Raw genomic sequence first — 17,761 nt, forward strand, 5'->3', positions numbered from 1 at the left:
CTCCGTGATGGGTGGTAGTTGGTGCGTGAGGTGCGCGGATCACTTCTTGGCCGTCTGGCCTTCGGTCCGCTCGCGCTTCAGGAACGCGAGGATGATCGCCTCTTGGTGTTCGATCAGCCATTCGGCCATGGCGATTTCCTGGTCGAGAATGGCGGCGCAGATGTCGGCGATCTCGGTCTGCCCCGCTTCCTTCGCGGCGATGACCAGCGCGCGGTAGCTGGCGATCTCCATGTGCTCGAAGGCATAGCTGACGCCCAGGCTCTTGGCCACCTCGTCGCTCATCATCGAATTGCCGGCGGCATGCACGGTGGCCATGACGCTGGCGACCGCGCCCTTGATCGACGGCACCGAGCCGTCGAGCAGTTCGATGCAGCGCTTCACCTGCTCGGACTGGTCGCGGGTTTCGTTGATGTGCTGCTCAATGCGCGCCTTGAGTTCCGGATAGTGCTCCAGGCGCCCGGCGGTGGCAGTCAGCATGGTGTTGGCTTCCTGCTCCATCGCATAGGCGTCCTGCAGCCATTTCAGCAGGCGTTCGGTGGTGCTTCGGGTCATGAATATTCCTCCAGAAATGATGTGGCTCCAGCTTCAGCGCGTGCCGATCGTGCGCTGCGCGTTCGGTGTCTTTTTCCCCTGTGGAAGCCACGCTAGACGTCGCCGCGTTAGTGCCGATGCAATGAACGGTGAACGCTTTGCGAGGAGCGGCGCGGAACGCGCACCTGAATGCGCGGACGTGGAGACCGCGCGTTCACGGCGGTCACGCCAGGCTCTCGCACAGTCGTCGATAGGAGATGCGCGTGCCGAAACTCGATCATGCAGACTGGCCGCAACGGGTGTGGCTGGTGCGACACGGACAGAGCGCGGGCAATGTCGCGCGCGACCTGGCAGAAGCGTCCGGGCAGGAATTGATCGACGTCGCCACGCGCGATGCCGACACGCCGCTGTCCGACCTCGGCCTGCAGCAATCGCAATCGCTCGGGCAATGGTTCGCCGCGTTGCCGGAGGCGGCGCGCCCGCAGATCCTGCTGACGTCGCCGTTCGTGCGCGCGCGGCAGACGGCCGCGGCCATCGGCGAGGCGCTCGGCGTGCCGTCGGTGCAGCTGCTGATGGACGAACGCCTGCGCGAGAAGGAATTCGGCATCCTCGACCGCTACACCCGGCATGGCATCGTGGCGCGCTTCCCGGAACTGGCGGAACAGCGCGCCTCGGTCGGCAAGTTCTATTTCCGCCCGCCGGGGGGCGAGAGCTGGTGCGACGTGATCCTGCGTCTGCGCAGCGTGGTCGAGGAACTGCGCCGCGACCATGCCGGCGAGCGCGTGCTCATCGTCGCCCACCAGGTGATCGTCAACTGCATGCGCTACCTGCTGGAACGGCTCGACGAACAGCGGATCCTGGACATCGACCGCGGCGGCGACGTGCCCAACTGCAGCGTCACCGAGTACGGCATGGGCGTCGCCGCCGATGGCGCGCCGTGCTTCGCCCTGGTGCAGGCCAACGCGGTGCCGTTCGAGGTGCCGGTGACCACGGACGCCGACCAGCCGGGCGGGCCGCGATGAGCCGCGTGCGCGCGATTCCGGTGACGGCGGCCTTGCTGCGGCGTTGGCCGTTGCCGACCACCGCCGGCATCGCCGGCAAGGAACAGCGCGGGCGCGTGCTGGTGATCGGCGGCAGTTGCGAAATCCCCGGCGCGGCGCTGCTGGCGGCCGAGGCGGCGCTGCGCGCCGGCGCCGGCAAGTTGCAGATCGCCACCGCGCGGCCGGTGGCGATGGCGATGGCGGTGGCCCTGCCCGAAGCGCGGGTGGTGGGCCTGCCGGCCAGCGCCGATGGCGAATTGCGTCTGCAGGGCGCGGCGCTGCGGCGCGACGTCGCGGGCACCGACGCGCTGCTGATCGGCCCCGGCATGCGCGGCAAGCCGGCGCTGCGCGCGCAGATCGCGCAGTTGCTCGCCACCGGCGGCTGCGCCGCGGTGCTGGATGCGGGGGCGCTGGTGCAGACGCGGGGCATGGCCGATCCCGGGCGCATTGTGCTCACGCCGCATCATGGCGAGATGGCGGCGCTGAGCGGCGTGCCGATCGAGCGCATCGGCGCCGATCCGATGGCGGTGGCGGTGGAGTACGCACAGCGCAGCGGCGCGATCGTGGTCCTGAAATCGGCGACCACGGTGATCGCCGCGCCGGACGGAGCACGCTGGGTGCACCGCGGCGGCAGCCCGTGTCTGGGCACCTCCGGGTCCGGCGACGTGCTCGCCGGCATCGTCTGCGGACTGCTGGCGCGCGGCGCCAGTGCCACGCAGGCGGCGGTGTGGGGCGTGCACCTGCATGCGTGCGCCGGGGCGGCGCTGGCGCAGCGGGTCGGCCCGCTGGGGCCGCTGGCCAGGGAGATCGCGCCCCAGGTTCCCGGGTTGCTCGCCATGCGCTAGCGGCGCGAACGCGGCGAATGGCAAGGCGGCGCCGACCTGCAGCGCCGCCTTCTTGGCCTCAACGATAATGCATGTTTACGCGTCAGAGCGTCGCCGCGCCGCCGGCGATGGTGATCAGCGCGCCGGAGGTGTAGCTGGACGTATCGGCGGCGAGCAGCACATAGGTCGAGGCCAGTTCCGCCGGCTGCCCGGGGCGGCCGAACGCGGTCTGCGCGCCGAACTCCTTCACTTCTTCCGCGTCCATGCCGGCCGGGATGAACGGCGTCCAGATCGGTCCCGGCAGCACCGCGTTGACCCGGATCTTCTTGTCCGCCAGCAGGCCGGCCAGGCCGATGGTCATGTTCGCCACCGCGCCCTTGGTGGTGGAGTAGGGCAGGATGTTGGGCGTGGGCTTCTTCGAGTTGACCGAGGCGGTGTTGATGATCGAACCGCCCTCGGGCATGTGCGGCACCGCCAGGCGCACTAGATGGAACGCGGCGTGCACATTGGTGGCGAAGGTCTTTTCCCATTCGTCCAGGGTGATCTCGTCGAAGCTGTGGAAGTAGCGCTGGTACGCCGCGTTGTTGACCAGCACGTCGAGTCCGCCGAAGCGGTCGACCACCGTCTCCACCAGCGCCTGCGCCTGCGCGCGGTCGCTGATGTCGCACGCGTGCAGCAGCACGCGCACGCCGGCGTCCTCGAGGAGTTTGCCGATGCGTTCGGCGTCGTGCTGCTCGCTGGGCAGATAGGCGATGGCCACATCGGCGCCTTCGCGCGCGTAGGCGATCGCCACCGCCGCGCCGATGCCGCTGTCGCCGCCGGTGATCAGGGTGCGCTTGCCCTGTAGCAGGCCGTGGCCGACGTAGCTGTCCTCGCCGTGATCGGGCGTTGGGTCCATCTTGTCGGTCAGGCCCGGGAACGACTGCTGCTGCGGCTTGAAGGGCGGGTAGGGATAGTTCGGTACCGGCATGGCGAAATCCTGCGGTCGGGGGAGGACCCACCGTGCCCCCTCGCCGGTAAAGGCACGGCCAAGGGCGTGTCATCGTCGCGTGTGCTGCTGGGGAAGGCGACGTGTGGTGTGCGCCGTCGACGCGGTGCGATCGCTATCCGCCAGGTGTGCAGGTGCCGCGCCGCATGGCGCGCTCACATCGGGAAAATCCGGTGCAATGCGCCGTCGCGGCTTCACGCCGCTCCGGCGGCGATCGTGCGCGAGCCGAGGATGATCATGCGCAACATCGCGCTGATCTGCCGGACCAGTTCCGGATCCTTTTCCGGCGGCAGGTCCATCGCGGTGGCGCCCATCGCGAACACCAGCCGGGTGATCGCCTTGGACACCAGCGCCGGCTCGTGCAGCGGTGTCCCGTCGAGCGCGGCCAGGCGGATCAGGTCCACCCGCAGTTCTTCCTCGAAGTAGTTCAGTTCGCGGTCTACCGCCTGCTTGAATGCGTCCGAACCGACCGTGCCCTCGCGCAGCAGCACGTGCAGCAACTTGTCGTCGGCGCGCAACTGCTCCATGAAGGTTTCCACCGAACTGAGGATGACGCTGCGGTTGCTGCCGGCCGCGCGCTGCCGCGCCTGGCCGATGATGGTGCGCAGCGAACTGCCGGCCAGGTCGATCAAGGCCACCGCCAGTTCGTCCATGTCGCGGAACTGGCGGTAGAAGCTGTTCGGCGCGATGCCGGCCTCGCGGGTCACTTCGCGCAGGCTCAGGGTGGACACGCTGCGGTGCGGGCCGATCAGCTTCAGCGCCGCCGCCAGCAGGTCTTCGCGCGAGATCGCGGTCTTGCGCACCGGCAGCGCGCCCTCGGACAGGGGCGGGGAAATGGAGGTCATGAGCGGGCCGCGCGAGACAAGGAGGGGATCATAGCGCCTTCCTGAATATACAACTGTATAGACATCTGTATCTGCGCCTGTATAGTGGCAGCCATGAACGCTGCCCGCCGTCCTGCTCCCAGCCGCTCCGCCACCCGCGCCCTGCACGCCTGGGTGCAGCCGGACGTATTCGATTTCTGGTCCACGCGGTTGCACCCGCTGTGGACCTGGCAGCGCCCGCGCGCGCGGCTGCTGCAGCGCGAGCGCGCCAGCAGCGACGCGGTGACCCTGATCCTCAAGGCCAACCGTCACTGGCGCGGGCTGCGCGCCGGGCAGCACGTGCAATTGGGCGTGGAGATCGACGGGCGTCGCCTGAGCCGCAGCTACAGCCCCACGCCGCTGCCCGGCGGGCGCCTGGCGATCACGGTGAAGGCGATCGAGGGCGGCCGCGTCAGCCGGTATCTGGCCGGGCAGGCGCGGATCGGCGAGGTGTTCGAGCTGGGCCAGGCGTTCGGCGACATGGTGTTGCCGGCCGCGCCGCAGGGACGCTGGCTGTTGCTGGCGGCCGGCAGCGGCATCACCCCGATGCGCGCGCTGCTGCGGCAACTGGCCGCCGCCGGCATGCCCGCCGAGGTGGACCTGATCTATTGGGCGCGGCGCCGCGAGCAGCTGTGCTTCGTCGAGGAACTGCAGGCGCTGGCCGCCGCGCATCCGCGCTTCCGCCTGCAACTGGCGATCACCGGCGAAGGCGCGACGCCGGCGCCGCGCGTGGACGCGCTGCCGCTGGCGCACCTGGGCGGGCTGGAGCAGGCGCAGGTGCTGGCCTGCGGTCCCGGCGGCTTCGTGCAGGCCGCGCGCGCGCGCCTGGACGGCCACGTCGCGCGCTTCCAGGCCGAAGCGTTCAGCGCACCGCTGCTGCACGATACCGAGCACGGCACGGTCGCGGTGACCCTGGCGCGCAGCGGCCGCGTGCTGCAACTGCCGCGCGGGCAATCGCTGCTCACCGCGCTGGAGGCCGAAGGCCTCAAACCCAAGCACGGCTGCCGCATGGGCATCTGCAACAGCTGCGCCTGCGGCAAGCAGTCCGGGGCGACCCGCGACCTGCTGACCGGCGCGCACGCCACCGAACCCGGTTCGCTGAAACTGTGCGTCAACAGCGCCAGCAGCGACCTGATCCTGGACCTCTGAAGGACTTCCCCATGGCTGCTCCTCGCAACCGCGTACTGACCCCGGCCGAACTGCAGGCCTTCGGCGACGAACTCGATGCGCTGCGCGTGCGCACCGTCGCCACCCTGGGCGAGGCCGACGCGCGCTACATCCGCCGCATCGTCGCCGCGGTGCGCTACACCGGCCTGGCCGGCCGCGCGCTGCTGTTCCTGGGTGCCTTCGTGCACAGCGTGCTGCTGCCGGCGTGGATCGCCGGCGTGCTGCTGCTGACCCTGTCCAAGATCCTGGAGAACATGGAACTGGGCCACAACGTGATGCACGGCCAGTACGACTGGATGGGCGATGCGCAGCTCAACGGCAACACCTACGAGTGGGACATCGTCGCCACCGGCGACAACTGGCGCAAGACGCACAACTTCAAGCACCACACCTATACCAACGTGCGCGGCATGGACGACGACATCGGCTACGGCCTGCTGCGCATCTTCCCCGAGCAGCGCTGGCGTCCGTTCTACCTGGCGCAGCCGTTCGTCGCGGTGGTGTTCGCGCTGCTGTTCGAATGGGGCGTGGCGATCCAGGACCTGCGCCTGGGCCGCTGGTTCGCCGGCAAGATGAAGCGCGGCGAGCTGCGCCGCAGCTTCGCCCCGGTCGGGCGCAAGATGGGCCGGCAGATCCTCAAGGACTACGTGATCTTCCCGGCGCTGGCCGGTCCGTTCTTCCTGACCGTGCTGCTGGGCAACCTGACCGCCAACGTGCTGCGCAGCATCTGGACCTTCGTGATCATCTTCTGCGGCCATTTCACCGCCGATGCCGAGACGTTCCCGAAGGAGTCGATCAAGAACGAATCGCGCGGCCATTGGTACCTGCGCCAGTTGCGCGGTTCCTCCAACCTGGCAGGCGGCAAGCTGCTGAATGTGCTGTCGGGCAACCTCAGCCACCAGATCGAGCACCACTTCTTCCCGGACGTGCCGGCCAACCGCTACGCGGCGCTGGCGGTGGAAGTGAAGGCGATCTGCGCGCGCTACGGGCAGCACTACAACACCGGCTCGCTGCCGCGCCAGTTCGGCCAGGTGATGTGGCGGATCGTGCGCCACGCGTTCCCGAGCCGGCCGCGCGCGGTGCGGCAGGCGCAGCAGCAGCCGGTGCAGCAAGCGGGCTGAGCGGCGGCAGGCATGTCGCCTGCGACCATCGCGGAGATGTCGGACAGGCGGGCTTCCCCGCCTGTCGTGTTTTTGCTGGCAGAAATTCTGCGTATCGGGCCATCCACGCATTGCTCACATCGGGCTGCGGATCATCGGTGGCACCAGCGCAGCGCGCCCCGGTGCGCCGGTCCACCCGACTGCGCGAGGTCCGCGATGAAGCCCGCCAACCTGTTCAACACCGTCGCCAAGAAAGCCTCGTATGCGGCGGGCACGCCGTGGACGTTCTGCATCGCGCTCGGCATCGTGGTGATCTGGGGCATCAGCGGCCCGGTGTTCGATTTCAACGACACCTGGCAACTGGTGATCAATACCGGCACCACCATCATCACCTTCCTGATGGTGTTCCTGATCCAGCACACGCAGAACGCCGATACCGCGGCGATGCAGATCAAGCTCGACGAACTGATCCGGGTCAGCGCCAAGGCCAATAACGAACTGCTCGATCTCGAGGAACTGGACGAGAAGCGGCTGGAAGAGATCCGCAGGCAGTACGAGGCATTGGCGAGGAAGGCGAGCGATGCGCTGCGCGCGCGCAGGGGCCAGCGTGATACGCCTGGCGCCGAGGGCGTTTCTGACCCGGCTGCTGGTAAGTGAGGGCTACGGGCGAACACCAGGGACTTCTTACGCGTCCACGAAGAATGGCTTTCAAGCGATAGTCCGCGCCATTCGTGCTGGGTGCGGGCCGTGCGGCAGCGAGGCGGGCAGGCGATCAGCTCCGCCCGCTCGCGTCTATCCAACTGCCGGGCCGGTTCAGCTCATTGCTGGGCCGGTGGTGTGCAGACCAGCGCCGTTCCCGTCCCCTTGTGGTGGCGAACTGACTGAGACGACGTCGCCATGCGGCGGGGTGAAACTGCCGTCGTCGGGGACGGCGCGATAGGCGCCGTCGTGCGAGAACGCCGCCGCCTGCTGTGGATTGGTGCGACGCCGGTATGCCCGGACCGCCGCAACGACGCCACCGGCCACCGCCAATTTCCAGAGTAAGCCACTCATGGTTCTGCTCCTGTGCGGGATGTGAGCGGATCGTCCGCAACAGGCAGTTAGCGCGGAGTGGAAGGTGTGCGACTGCAGCGTGCATGGGTTTCGCGGGTGGTGCGATGCAGGTGGCCTAGCCCGGCCGCCTCGCGGCTGCCGCGAACACGTCTGGACGCACGCGTCGCGCGTGTCGTCTTCATCGGTCAGGCCTTGCGCTGTCGCCAACGCCGGCATGGCTAGGCGCGTCGTCTCTCTCCTTCTCCGGCGCCGAGCGGGATTGCGACCGGCGGCGATCACGAGGATGAGGGCAAGGGCGGCGGCCACGAAAGCGGCCACGAAAAACGTACCGACCACCGCGACCAGGGGGGAGCGCCGCATCCGGCTGAGTCCCGGCTTGCGCGGCGGCGGCCGCGCGCGCGGAAGCACGCGCGTGTAACGGTCCGCGTGCCAGCATCGCCGCTCCTTCCCGCGGAGATGATCATGTCCAAGCCGACCCTGGCCCGCTTGCTCGCCGAGACCTTGCACAGCGCGGGCGTGGAGCGCATCTGGGGCGTCACCGGCGACAGCCTCAACGGCCTGACCGACGCGCTGCGGCAGATGGACAGCATCGAATGGATGCACGTGCGCCACGAAGAGGTGGCCGCGTTCGCCGCCGGCGCCGAGGCCGCGGTCAGCGGCAAGCTGGCGGTGTGCGCCGGCAGTTGCGGCCCGGGCAACCTGCACCTCATCAATGGCCTGTTCGACTGCCACCGCAGCCACCAGCCGGTGCTGGCGATCGCCGCGCATATTCCGTCTTCCGAGATCGGCCTGGGCTACTTCCAGGAAACCCATCCGCAGGAACTGTTCCGCGAATGCAGCCACTACGTCGAACTGGTCAGCAACCCGGCGCAGATGCCGGAAGTGCTGCACCGGGCGATGCGCACCGCGATCCTGAAACGGGGCGTGGCGGTGGTGGTGATCCCCGGCGACGTGGCGCTGCAGGAACTGCCCAAGGGCACCTCGGCCGCGTGGCCGGCGCTGACGCCGCCGCGCATCCTGCCGGCCGACGCCGACGTGGCGCGCCTGGCCGAGCTGCTGCGCGACAGCGAGGCCGTCACCCTGCTGTGCGGCAGCGGCTGCGCCGGCGCGCACGACGAAGTGGTGGCGCTGGCCGACATGCTGGGCGCGCCGATCGTGCATGCGCTGCGCGGCAAGGAACACGTGGAGTGGGACAACCCGTTCGACGTCGGCATGACCGGCCTGATCGGCTTCAGTTCCGGCTACCAGGCCATGCTCAACTGCGACACGCTGCTGATGCTCGGCACCGATTTCCCGTACCGCCAGTTCTATCCCAAGGACGCGACCATCGTGCAGGTGGATCGCGATCCGGCCGCGCTCGGCCGGCGCACGCCGCTGCAGCTGGGCATCGCCGCCGACGTGCGCGAGACCATCGCCGCGCTGTTGCCCAGGCTGCAGCGGCGCGAGCAACGTGGCTTCCTGGAGAAGTCGCTGGCGCACTACCGCAAGGCGCGCGCCGGCCTGGACGAGCTGGCGGTGGCGGCCGCTCCCGGCGAGCCGCTGCATCCGCAATTCGTCACCCGCATGGTCGATGCGCTGGCCGACGCCGATGCGATCTTCACCTGCGACGTCGGCACGCCCACGGTGTGGGCGGCGCGCTACCTGACCATGAACGGCCAGCGCCGCCTGCTCGGCTCGTTCAACCATGGCTCCATGGCCAACGCCATGCCGCAGGCGCTGGGCGCGCAGGCGCAGTTCCCGCGCCGGCAGGTGATCTCGCTGTCCGGCGATGGCGGCTTCACCATGCTGATGGGCGATTTCATCACCCTGGCCCAGCTCGGCCTGCCGGTGAAGGTGGTGGTCTACAACAACGGCTCGCTCGGCTTCGTGGCGATGGAGATGAAGTCGGCCGGCTACGTGGACACCGGCACCGACCTGAGCAATCCGGATTTCGCCGCGATGAGCAATGCGATGGGCATCCTCGGCCTGCGCGTGGACGAATCGGCGCAACTGGAGCCCGCCCTGCGCGAGGCCTTCGCGCATCCCGGCCCGGCGCTGGTGGACGTGCGCGTGGCCAGCCAGGAACTGGTGATCCCGCCGGCGATCAAGCTGGAGCAGGCCAAGGGCATGGGCCTGTACCTGCTGCGCGCGGTGATGAGCGGGCGCGGCGACGAGGTGCTGGAGCTGGTCAAGACCAACCTGCGCTGAGCCGCCGCCAGCCGCGCCGCGTTCGCCTCTGCGCGGACGCGCGCGGCACTGCTACCTTTGTCTCTTCCGTCGCGTCCCGGTGGACCATGCCCCGTTCGTTGTTGCGGCAATTGCTGCTGATCTGGATCGTCGTCGCCGTCGCCTGCGTGGGCATGGCGGTGGTGCTGGTCGGCCTGTACCGGCATAGCGAGGGGGTACGCGCCGAACGCGCGCAGACGGCGCTGCGCGCCACCTGCACGCGCATGGTGCAGCGCTACAACGGCGCCAGCGCCGCGGCCCACGGCAGCGACGGCACCGGCCTGGCGGCGGTGGTGACCCAACTGGTGCTGGCCGACGCCGCCGGCGTGGAGGGCGGCTTCTGGGACCGCCAGCGCGGCTTCCTCGCCTACGCCTACCCGACCTACGAGGGCAGCGAGCACAAGACCGATGTGCCGTCGGCCGAACGCAACGTCATCGTGTCCACCGCGCAGCGCGGCGTCGCCGCGCAACACGCGGTGGACTACAGGCGCGACGGTCAGCGCGAAAGCCTGTTGATCGCGGCGTGCCCGCTGGACCGCAGCGCCGCGGCCTGGACCATGACCCGGGTCGCCTCCAGCGATGCCGCGGCCAGCCTGCCGCTGGCGCTGGGCCTGGCCCTGATCCTGGCCCTGGTGGTGGTCTCGGCGCTGGCGCTGGGCTGGGTGGTGCGGCGCTGGAGCCAGCGCCTGCAAAGCATCGAACAGGCGCTGGCGACCCCGGCCGAGGTGCCGGACATTCCGCGCACCGGCGCGCCGGAACTGGACCGGCTCGGCGCCGCGGTCACCGACTACGCGCAGCGCAGTGCGCGGGCGCTGGCCGAGACCCGCCGGCTCGGCGAGGAACTGTCGCGACACGAGCGCCTGGCCGCGCTCGGGCGCATGACCGCGACCGTGGCGCACGAGATCCGCAATCCCATCGCCACCCTGCGCCTGGGCCTGGAGAACCAGATCGCCGCCGCCGACGCGGGCTTCGACGAGGCCCAGGCGCAGCTGATGCTGGCGCAGATCCAGCGCCTGGACGGGGTGGTGGAAAGCCTGCTCGGCATGGTCCAGCCGATCCGCCTGCAGCGGCGGACCGTGGAGCTGCGGCCATGGCTGCAGGCGCTGCTCGACCCCAACGACTGGGACGGTCAGGTGCCGCCGATCGCGCTGCACCTGCAGGCGGCGCCGGCGCAGTGGATGCTGGACCCGCAGCAGGCCGCGCGCGCGCTGCACAACCTGTTGCGCAACGCGATGCAGCACGCCGCGCCCGGCACCGCGGTGACCCTGGCGGCGCAGGCGGAGGACGATCGCCTGCTGTTGCGCGTGCGCAATCAGGGCGAGCCGGTGCCGGCGCCGGTGGCCGCGCATCTGTTCGAGCCGTTCGCCAGCGGCCGCAGCGACGGCAACGGCCTGGGCCTGGCGCTGGTGCGCGAGATCGCCCGCGCCCACGGCGGAGAGGTGCAGTACGCGCACCGCGACGGCATCACCGAGTTCAGCCTGGAGCTGCCATGGCGCGCATCCTGATCATCGACGACGACACCGCCTTCCTTGGCACCCTGCAGGCCACGCTGCGCTCGTTCGGGCACACGGTGCTCGCCGCGGCCGATCCGCGCGAGGGCCTGGCGCGGCTGCGCGAGGACGGCATCGACCTGGCCTTCGTCGACTTCCGCATGCCCGGCATGGACGGCATCGCGCTGATGCGTGCGCGCCAGGACGATGCGCAGGCCATGCGCGTGCCGCTGGTGATGCTCACCGCGCATGCCTCCAGCGGCAACACCATCGAGGCGATGAAGCTCGGCGCCTTCGACCACCTGGTCAAGCCGGTGGGCCGCGCCGACATCGCCGAGGTGGTGGAGCGCGCGCTGCGCAGCCGCGGCGACGACACCCAGGTGGACACGCCGGCGGCGCCGGCCGAGGACGAGGACGCGCTGCTCGGCCACAGCGCGGCGATGCGCACCGTGCACAAGCGCATCGGCCTGGCCGCCGCCTCCGACCTGCCGGTGCTGATCACCGGCGAAACCGGCACCGGCAAGGAACTGGCGGCGCGCGCGCTGCACCGCGCCAGCGGCCGCGCCGCGCAGCCGTTCGTGGCGATCAACTGCGCGGCGATCCCCGCCGAGCTGATGGAGAGCGAACTGTTCGGCTACCGCAAGGGGGCGTTCTCCGGCGCCGTGGCCGACCGCAGCGGCCTGATCCGCGACGCCGACGGCGGCACCCTGTTCCTCGACGAGATCGGCGACATGCCGTTGCCGATGCAGGCCAAGCTGCTGCGCTTCCTGCAGGAGGGCGAGGTGTCGCCGCTGGGCGGGCGCGGCGCGCAGAAGGTGGACGTGCGGGTGATCGCCGCCACCCACCGCGACCTGACCCAGGCGGTGGACGCCGGCCGCTTCCGCAGCGATCTGCGCTACCGGCTCAACGTGGTGCCGATCGAACTGCCGCCGCTGCGTGAGCGCGGCGACGACATCCTGCTGCTGGCGCAGCACTTCCTTGCCGCCGGCGCCAGCGCGCCGCAGACGCTCTCGGCGGCGGCGCAGGCGCGGCTGCGCGCCTATCCCTGGCCCGGCAACGTGCGCGAGCTGCGCAACGCCATGCAGCGCTGCCAGGTGCTGGTGCGCGCCCCGGTGATCGAAGCGCACGACCTGGACGAGGTGCTGGCGCAGCCCGCCGAGACCCCGGGGGCGGTTGGCACCGAGGTGCTGACCCTGCCGCAGGCGATCGCGCAACTGGAACGGCGGATGATCCAGGCGGCGTTGGACCAGGCGCACGGCAATCGTGCCGAGGCCGCGCGGCGGCTCGGTATCCATCGGCAGTTGCTGTATCGCAAGCTCGACGAGTACGGGATGTAGGCGGCGGCGCGATGCGTGCCGCGGGATTGGGGATTGGGGATTGGTCGCGGCGCGCGCCGCCTGGTCCGCCGGCTGTTGCCAATCCCGAATCTCGAATCCCCAATCCCCCCGCATCTGTCCGCAAAGCGGACAGATGTGGATGAAACGGGGACGGCGGCATGGCCGATTTCTTTCTGTATTTACTTTTTAATCAATAACTTAAAAGTTGGCACGGCCTCTGCATTATCTCTCCTGCGAGCGGCTTCCCTTGCCGCTCAGGAGGAATCCCATGATCCGTCGTAGCGCACTCGCACTGTCCCTGATGCTGGCCACCGCCGCGGCCACTGCCAACGCGCAGGTGCCGGCGCCTGCCGCTCCACCGGCGCCGCCGGCACCCGGCAGCGCGCCGGCTCCGCCACCGCCGCCGCCCGCGCCGGTCGCCGCCGCGCCGGTGCGCGTGGACGGCACCGTCGAGCGCTTCATGCTCAATCCCAACGGCGATGTCGATGGCCTGTGGTTGATGGACGGCACCCAGGTCCGCTTCCCGCCGCACCTGTCGGCCGACCTGCAGGCGGCGGTGCGCCGTGGCGATGCGGTGTCGGTGCAGGGCTATCGCCTGGGCAGCCTGCCGGTGCTGCAGGCCGGCAGCATCACCGCGCGCCGCAGCGGCAAGCAGGTGGTCGACCGGCCGCCGAATCCGATGGCGCCGCCGCCGGCGCCTCCCGCGCCGCCGGCGCTGACCCCGCTGCAGGCCGATGGCCGCATCGAGCGGCTGATCTACGGCCCGCGCGGCGAGACCGCCGGCGTGCTGCTCAGCGACGGCACCATCGTGCGCATGCCGCCGCATGCGGCCCTGCAATACGGCGAACTGTTGCGGCCGGGCGCGCGCCTGAGCGTCAACGGCTTCGGCGTGCTGACCCAGGTCGGCCGCTCGGTGGAGGCGACCCAGCTCGGCCGCGACCGCAACTCGCTGCAGGCGGTGTTCGCGCCGCCGGCCCCGCCTGCGCCGCCAGCCGCCCCGCCGCCGCCGGCCCCGCCGGGTGGTGCGCCGGCCACGCCACCGCCGCCGGCTCCGCGCTGATCCGTCGCGCCTGACCCAACGCGCCCGCCGTTCCGCGGCGGGCGCCGCCGGCTCCCGCCGGCATCCCCCTCGTTTGTCTGGAGAACGCAATGCATTGGGTCGATCCCGATTCCCTGCCGGAAACCCGCGGCACGCTCGCCCGCTTCCTGCTCAACCCCAAGGCCGACGTCGATGGCCTGCTGTTCGACGACGGCACCGAAGTGCACACCCCGCCGCACCTGTCGGCGCAATTGCTGAAGGCGCTGCGTCCCGGCGCCCACCTCGGCGTGCGCGGGCTCAAGCCGCGCGGCGCCGATGTGCTGGTCGCATTGGCGATCGATCCGGACGGCGCTGCGCGCATCGCAGACGAAGGTCCGCACGCCGCGTCGCCTAAGCCAAAGCCGAAGCCGAAGCCGAAGCCGAAGCCGCCGGGCAAGCCCAAGTCCGTGCAGGACGCGGTACAGCACGTCGGCACCATCGCGCGACTGCTGCACGGGCCGCATGGGCAGGTGCACGGCGCGCTGCTGGAGGATACGCTGATCGTGCGTTTTCCGCCGCACGCGGCGCCGGACCATGCGCGCTGGCTGGCCGCCGGCAAGCCGCTGGCGGCGCAGGGCGACCTGCTGGACTCCGCGCACGGCCAAGTGCTGCACGCGCATGCGCTGGGTGCCAGCGCCGCGACGTTGCAGCCGTTGCCGCCGAAACCGAAACCGCCCAAGCCTCATCACGAGCCGTTGCACGGGCATGCGCATGATGCTGCGCCGAAGCACGGGCCCAAGCCCAAACCGAAGCCCAAACCGAAGCCCCACTAAGCACTGAGTCGTTGCGGCGGTGTGCCCTTGGCCACCGCCGCGCGTCGCGGTCGCCTGTGTTTCCATCGCTCCTCCAGGACACCGTCATGCCGCCCGTCCCGCCTGCGCAGCACCACGCTTTCCTGCTCCCGCCCTTGTCGCCGTCGCGGCCATCGCCGCCGGCGGTGCGCGCATGAGCGGCGCCGGCCCGCGCCCGCGCGGCACGCGCGCGCTGGAGGCGCTCAATTTCACCATGGCCGACGTGCAGGACGGGCTGGGCCCGTTCCTGAGCGTGTTCCTGCAATCCAAGGGCTGGTCGCTGGGCGCGATCGGTTCGGTGATGACCGCCGGCGGCATCGTCGGCATGCTCGCCACCACGCCGGGCGGCGCGCTGGTCGATGCGACCAAACGCAAGCGCAGCATCGTGGTGGTCGGCTGCAGCCTGATCCTGCTGGCGTCGGCGCTGCTGTGGTGGTCGCCGACGCTGCCGGGCGTGATCGCCGCGCAGGTGATGACCGCGCTCGCCGCCGCCGCACTGGGACCGGCGCTGTCGGGCATCACCCTGGGGTTGGTGCGGCAGGCCGGCTTCGATCACCAGATCGCGCGCAACCAGGTCGGCAGCCACGCCGGCAACGTGGTGGCCGCGGCCCTGGCCGGCGTGTTGGGCTGGAAGTTCGGCTTCGGCGCGGTGTTCGTGCTGACCGGCTGTTTCGGTGTGCTGGCGATCGCCTCGGTCCTGATGATTCCGCGCGAGGCGATCGACCACGACGCCGCGCGCGGCCTGGCGACCGCCGAGGGCGGCCACGACGCGCACGTCAGCGGCTGGACCGTGCTGCTGACCTGCAAGCCGTTGCTGGTGCTGGCCGCGGCGCTGGCGCTGTTCCACCTGGGCAATGCGGCGATGCTGCCGCTGTACGGCATGGCGGTGGTAGCCGCGCACCAGGGCGACCCCAACGCGCTCACCGCCACCACCATCATCGTCGCCCAGGCCACGATGGTGCTGGCCTCGCTGCTGGCGATGCGCCTGATCCGCGTGCGCGGGCATTGGTGGGTGCTGTTGCTGACCTTCCTGGCGCTGCCGCTGCGCGGCCTGATCGCGGCCAGCGTGATCCACACCTGGGGCGTGTTCCCGGTGCAGATCCTCGACGGCATCGGCGCCGGTCTGCAGAGCGTGGCGGTGCCGGCGCTGGTGGCGCGATTGCTGCAGGGCACCGGCCGGGTCAACGTGGGGCAGGGCGCGGTGATGACTGTGCAAGGCATCGGCGCGGCGTTGAGTCCGGCGCTGGGCGGCTGGATCGCGCAGGGCTTCGGCTACCGCGCCGCGTTCCTGCTGCTGGGCGGCGTGTCGCTGCTGTCGCTGGCGTTGTGGCTGGGTCTGCGCCGGCATTTGCTGCCGGTGGCGGGTGTGCGCAACGGCGAAGATGCGCAGGTGCCGCCGCTCCCCGCATGATCTGGTGGGACGCGGCCGCCTCGAGAGCGCAGCCGCGAACGTGGCGTCTGCGCGATACTGGCGCCGGTTGCGAAATGCGTGATGCGCGATGGACGCGTGACGCGGCGAACGAGGTGTCGATTGACCGGAAAGCAGAAGATCACCGACTACGCGCAGGATCTGGAGCGAGGCAAGATCCTGCGCTGCGCGCTTCCCGACGGCGAGGTGGTGGAGCTGATGCTCGTGCATCTCGCGCATCAGGAAGGACAACCGTATGCGCTGTTGAACGTGCGCGGCTACAAGGCCGGCTTGATCTATTCGATGCTTCCGGATGCCTCGCGATCGCACCAGCCGGGGTATGCCGTCGATCGGGAATGGCTGATCGCGAACTGGAACAGTTGGGGTTACTTCGAGTGCCCGCTGGAGCGGGTGTATGTGGTGGACATACGCGAGGATTGAGGGTGGTGTTCCGTGAGCGAAGCCGCCGCGATGAGAACTGCCGATGGAGGCCGCACAGTGCCTGCGCGCCGCGGTAGGCGGCCACCGCTCGCCGGCTGCGGCGAAAAGTGCCGCTTGATCGACATGCTGATCCTCTGCGGACGAACGCCTACGTTAAGCCGTGCCGCAATGCGGCGTAGGCAGACGAATTGTCAGATCTCAACGCCCGGATCTACGAGTTTGGACTTCTGAGCCTGTCACATCCATTGAGAGCATCTCACCGGAGCAAATCACGAAAACGCGGTTAAAAACGTCGAAAATGCCTTCGGCGCCCGTGGCGGCCTGAGCGAGCATCGCGACCTGCTCCTACTCGGGGCTCGTACTGACCAATTGCTGTACATGAGCAGCCAGTTGCCTTCATGCTTTTCGAACCCGGGTTTATGAGTTGCCCAGCTATCAGTGCATTGAGCTCATCTACGGTAATGGGTTGCCAAGTATCGATATGGCCTAATGCATGAATTACGCCGACCCGCCAAACGGGTTCGGTTTGAATGAATTGCTAGGCGAGCCAGCGACTATGCGTCGCATAGTCTCGGATATCTCAAGTATCAACTTGTGATGCGGGCGACTACTGTTTGCTGCTCGTTTGCGCACAGAGCGAATCGAGTACGGAGTGCGACGAAACACCGGCTTACGACCGTTGAAATAGAGTTGGAATAGCTGGTCGTGAAGCTGAAGTAGGAAGGATGTGAGAAGCCAGAGTTCATCTATTGTTCCGCGCTGAAAAAGATCCCGCACCGCATTTGCTTCGTGCTTCTCACGGTGAGCGAAGTACTTGTGGCGGGCAGGCTTTATCATACGGTCGTAGATCGCTCGGCGGCGATCAACCATTTTTCGAAGTCGCTTCACGTCATCATAAGTTGGGTAATAGGCCTCCGCTAAGTAGCTATCGAGCCATGCTGGGTTCTCGCCTTTTGGATCTTTGCGAGCACGGAGGCCATTCTCCTGAAAGTCATGGATGTTCTTTTGCATAGAGTCCAATAGAGCATCAAGGGAATAGCTCGATTTCATATCGAATAAACGGCCTAGCGCCATAAAGCTTGCAACCTGAGTTGCGTAAGCCCAAAGATTCCATAAACGAGGTGTCTCGTTCATAGCTGCGAAGACTTCATTGGAGTCCAGAGCAGCCTGATTTACGGCGAAATCTCCGTAAACTAGCTGCGCAACCACCTCGGACTCTTGCCTAAAGCTCTCTAACTGGTTTGAGAAATCGCGATGGCTCATGGATGCCTAACACCAGGATTAAGCCGAGCCGCGAAGCGGCTTCGGCTTGAGCGAATTACTAGGCTGCTGGCCGACGCCTGAGAGCCCATGCTTGCCATACGAGAACGGCTATAACCCACCCCGCCGTAACGGCACCGATGGGTGCAAGAATGATAGCCAATGCAACGCCGAGGTAAGCGCCA

At 69.0% G+C, this 17,761-nt stretch carries 17 protein-coding genes; 12 read left to right on the forward strand and 5 right to left on the reverse strand.

The genetic code is table 11. The annotated features are described in order from the left end of the window. Nucleotides 1-39: 39 nt before the first annotated feature. Complete coding sequence (locus tag AB3X07_RS03710) at nt 40-552, reverse strand: ferritin-like domain-containing protein (RefSeq protein WP_369942861.1); 513 nt, start codon at nt 550-552, stop codon at nt 40-42. Between the two features lie 242 nt (nt 553-794). Between AB3X07_RS03710 and AB3X07_RS03715 the strand changes: the two genes are divergently transcribed. Together AB3X07_RS03715 and AB3X07_RS03720 are read left to right on the forward strand one after the other, a co-directional pair. Next, nucleotides 795-1,553, forward strand: coding sequence for a histidine phosphatase family protein (locus AB3X07_RS03715; protein ID WP_369942863.1), 759 nt, complete (start codon nt 795-797; stop codon nt 1,551-1,553). Continuing rightward, nucleotides 1,550-2,416, forward strand: a complete 867-nt coding sequence (locus AB3X07_RS03720; protein ID WP_369942865.1) for an NAD(P)H-hydrate dehydratase — start codon at nt 1,550-1,552, stop codon at nt 2,414-2,416. The genes AB3X07_RS03715 and AB3X07_RS03720 overlap by 4 nt, the downstream gene beginning before the upstream one ends. A gap of 82 nt (nt 2,417-2,498) precedes the next feature. Here the strand turns inward: AB3X07_RS03720 and AB3X07_RS03725 are convergent, their stop codons facing one another. Both AB3X07_RS03725 and fabR read right to left on the reverse strand, forming a co-directional pair. Further along, nucleotides 2,499-3,365 carry an SDR family oxidoreductase gene (locus tag AB3X07_RS03725; protein ID WP_369942867.1) on the reverse strand — a complete coding sequence of 289 codons (867 nt, stop codon included), beginning with the start codon at nt 3,363-3,365 and terminating at the stop codon, nt 2,499-2,501. Nucleotides 3,366-3,577: 212 nt separating this feature from the next. Beyond that, nucleotides 3,578-4,228 (reverse strand): HTH-type transcriptional repressor FabR, encoded by a 651-nt coding sequence (gene fabR / locus AB3X07_RS03730; RefSeq protein WP_369942869.1) that lies wholly within the window; start codon nt 4,226-4,228, stop codon nt 3,578-3,580. Between the two features lie 93 nt (nt 4,229-4,321). Here fabR and AB3X07_RS03735 point away from each other — a divergent pair, with 93 nt between their 5' ends. The 3 genes from AB3X07_RS03735 to AB3X07_RS03745 all read left to right on the forward strand — a co-directional run bounded on the left by AB3X07_RS03735 (nt 4,322) and on the right by AB3X07_RS03745 (nt 7,170). Beyond that, nucleotides 4,322-5,395, forward strand: coding sequence for a ferredoxin reductase (locus AB3X07_RS03735; RefSeq protein WP_369942871.1), 1,074 nt, complete (start codon nt 4,322-4,324; stop codon nt 5,393-5,395). Nucleotides 5,396-5,406: 11 nt separating this feature from the next. After that, nucleotides 5,407-6,534: a fatty acid desaturase family protein gene (locus AB3X07_RS03740; RefSeq protein ID WP_369942873.1), complete on the forward strand. Its 1,128-nt coding sequence runs from the start codon at nt 5,407-5,409 to the stop codon at nt 6,532-6,534. Nucleotides 6,535-6,729: 195 nt separating this feature from the next. Then, the gene (locus tag AB3X07_RS03745; RefSeq protein ID WP_369942875.1) at nt 6,730-7,170 is read left to right on the forward strand and encodes a low affinity iron permease family protein; all 441 of its coding nucleotides are present in this window, start codon (nt 6,730-6,732) and stop codon (nt 7,168-7,170) included. Between the two features lie 156 nt (nt 7,171-7,326). Here AB3X07_RS03745 and AB3X07_RS03750 read toward each other — a convergent pair whose 3' ends face one another. Beyond that, nucleotides 7,327-7,566, reverse strand: coding sequence for a hypothetical protein (locus tag AB3X07_RS03750; protein ID WP_369942877.1), 240 nt, complete (start codon nt 7,564-7,566; stop codon nt 7,327-7,329). A 477-nt stretch (nt 7,567-8,043) separates the two neighbouring features. On the opposite strand from AB3X07_RS03750, the gene poxB reads away from it, so the two are divergent. The 7 genes from poxB (at nt 8,044) to imm45 (ending at nt 16,316) form a co-directional block, all read left to right on the forward strand. Next, nucleotides 8,044-9,753, forward strand: coding sequence for a ubiquinone-dependent pyruvate dehydrogenase (gene poxB, locus AB3X07_RS03755; RefSeq protein WP_369944642.1), 1,710 nt, complete (start codon nt 8,044-8,046; stop codon nt 9,751-9,753). An 86-nt stretch (nt 9,754-9,839) separates the two neighbouring features. After that, nucleotides 9,840-11,276: a PAS domain-containing sensor histidine kinase gene (locus AB3X07_RS03760; protein ID WP_369942879.1), complete on the forward strand. Its 1,437-nt coding sequence runs from the start codon at nt 9,840-9,842 to the stop codon at nt 11,274-11,276. Continuing rightward, nucleotides 11,261-12,598 (forward strand): sigma-54-dependent transcriptional regulator, encoded by a 1,338-nt coding sequence (locus AB3X07_RS03765; protein ID WP_369942881.1) that lies wholly within the window; start codon nt 11,261-11,263, stop codon nt 12,596-12,598. Before AB3X07_RS03760 ends, AB3X07_RS03765 begins: the two co-directional genes overlap by 16 nt. A gap of 268 nt (nt 12,599-12,866) precedes the next feature. Beyond that, a complete protein-coding gene (locus tag AB3X07_RS03770; RefSeq protein WP_369942883.1) occupies nt 12,867-13,658 on the forward strand; it encodes a hypothetical protein in 792 nt (263 codons plus the stop codon). Nucleotides 13,659-13,747: 89 nt separating this feature from the next. Continuing rightward, nucleotides 13,748-14,449: a hypothetical protein gene (locus tag AB3X07_RS03775; RefSeq protein WP_369942884.1), complete on the forward strand. Its 702-nt coding sequence runs from the start codon at nt 13,748-13,750 to the stop codon at nt 14,447-14,449. A gap of 172 nt (nt 14,450-14,621) precedes the next feature. Continuing rightward, entirely contained in the window at nt 14,622-15,878 is a 1,257-nt protein-coding gene (locus AB3X07_RS03780) for an MFS transporter (protein ID WP_369942886.1), read from the forward strand. Nucleotides 15,879-15,998: 120 nt separating this feature from the next. Next, nucleotides 15,999-16,316 carry an Imm45 family immunity protein gene (gene imm45 / locus AB3X07_RS03785; protein WP_369942888.1) on the forward strand — a complete coding sequence of 106 codons (318 nt, stop codon included), beginning with the start codon at nt 15,999-16,001 and terminating at the stop codon, nt 16,314-16,316. Between the two features lie 498 nt (nt 16,317-16,814). On the opposite strand, the gene AB3X07_RS03790 is transcribed toward imm45, so the two are convergent. After that, nucleotides 16,815-17,579 (reverse strand): hypothetical protein, encoded by a 765-nt coding sequence (locus AB3X07_RS03790; RefSeq protein WP_369942889.1) that lies wholly within the window; start codon nt 17,577-17,579, stop codon nt 16,815-16,817. Between the last annotated feature and the right edge of the window lie 182 nt (nt 17,580-17,761).

Source organism: Xanthomonas sp. DAR 35659 (assembly GCF_041242975.1).
Classification (GTDB): domain Bacteria; phylum Pseudomonadota; class Gammaproteobacteria; order Xanthomonadales; family Xanthomonadaceae; genus Xanthomonas_A; species Xanthomonas_A medicagonis.

Coding starts and splice junctions, on each gene's coding strand:
- AB3X07_RS03775 (WP_369942884.1), top strand. CDS start 13,748: ATGCATTGGGTCGATCCCGATTCCCTGCCGGAAACCCGCGGCACGCTC.
- AB3X07_RS03750 (WP_369942877.1), bottom strand. CDS start 7,566: ATGAGTGGCTTACTCTGGAAATTGGCGGTGGCCGGTGGCGTCGTTGCG.
- AB3X07_RS03745 (WP_369942875.1), top strand. CDS start 6,730: ATGAAGCCCGCCAACCTGTTCAACACCGTCGCCAAGAAAGCCTCGTAT.
- AB3X07_RS03760 (WP_369942879.1), top strand. CDS start 9,840: ATGCCCCGTTCGTTGTTGCGGCAATTGCTGCTGATCTGGATCGTCGTC.
- AB3X07_RS03735 (WP_369942871.1), top strand. CDS start 4,322: ATGAACGCTGCCCGCCGTCCTGCTCCCAGCCGCTCCGCCACCCGCGCC.
- AB3X07_RS03790 (WP_369942889.1), bottom strand. CDS start 17,579: ATGAGCCATCGCGATTTCTCAAACCAGTTAGAGAGCTTTAGGCAAGAG.
- AB3X07_RS03765 (WP_369942881.1), top strand. CDS start 11,261: ATGGCGCGCATCCTGATCATCGACGACGACACCGCCTTCCTTGGCACC.
- AB3X07_RS03780 (WP_369942886.1), top strand. CDS start 14,622: ATGAGCGGCGCCGGCCCGCGCCCGCGCGGCACGCGCGCGCTGGAGGCG.
- AB3X07_RS03740 (WP_369942873.1), top strand. CDS start 5,407: ATGGCTGCTCCTCGCAACCGCGTACTGACCCCGGCCGAACTGCAGGCC.
- AB3X07_RS03710 (WP_369942861.1), bottom strand. CDS start 552: ATGACCCGAAGCACCACCGAACGCCTGCTGAAATGGCTGCAGGACGCC.
- fabR (WP_369942869.1), bottom strand. CDS start 4,228: ATGACCTCCATTTCCCCGCCCCTGTCCGAGGGCGCGCTGCCGGTGCGC.
- AB3X07_RS03720 (WP_369942865.1), top strand. CDS start 1,550: ATGAGCCGCGTGCGCGCGATTCCGGTGACGGCGGCCTTGCTGCGGCGT.
- AB3X07_RS03725 (WP_369942867.1), bottom strand. CDS start 3,365: ATGCCGGTACCGAACTATCCCTACCCGCCCTTCAAGCCGCAGCAGCAG.
- AB3X07_RS03770 (WP_369942883.1), top strand. CDS start 12,867: ATGATCCGTCGTAGCGCACTCGCACTGTCCCTGATGCTGGCCACCGCC.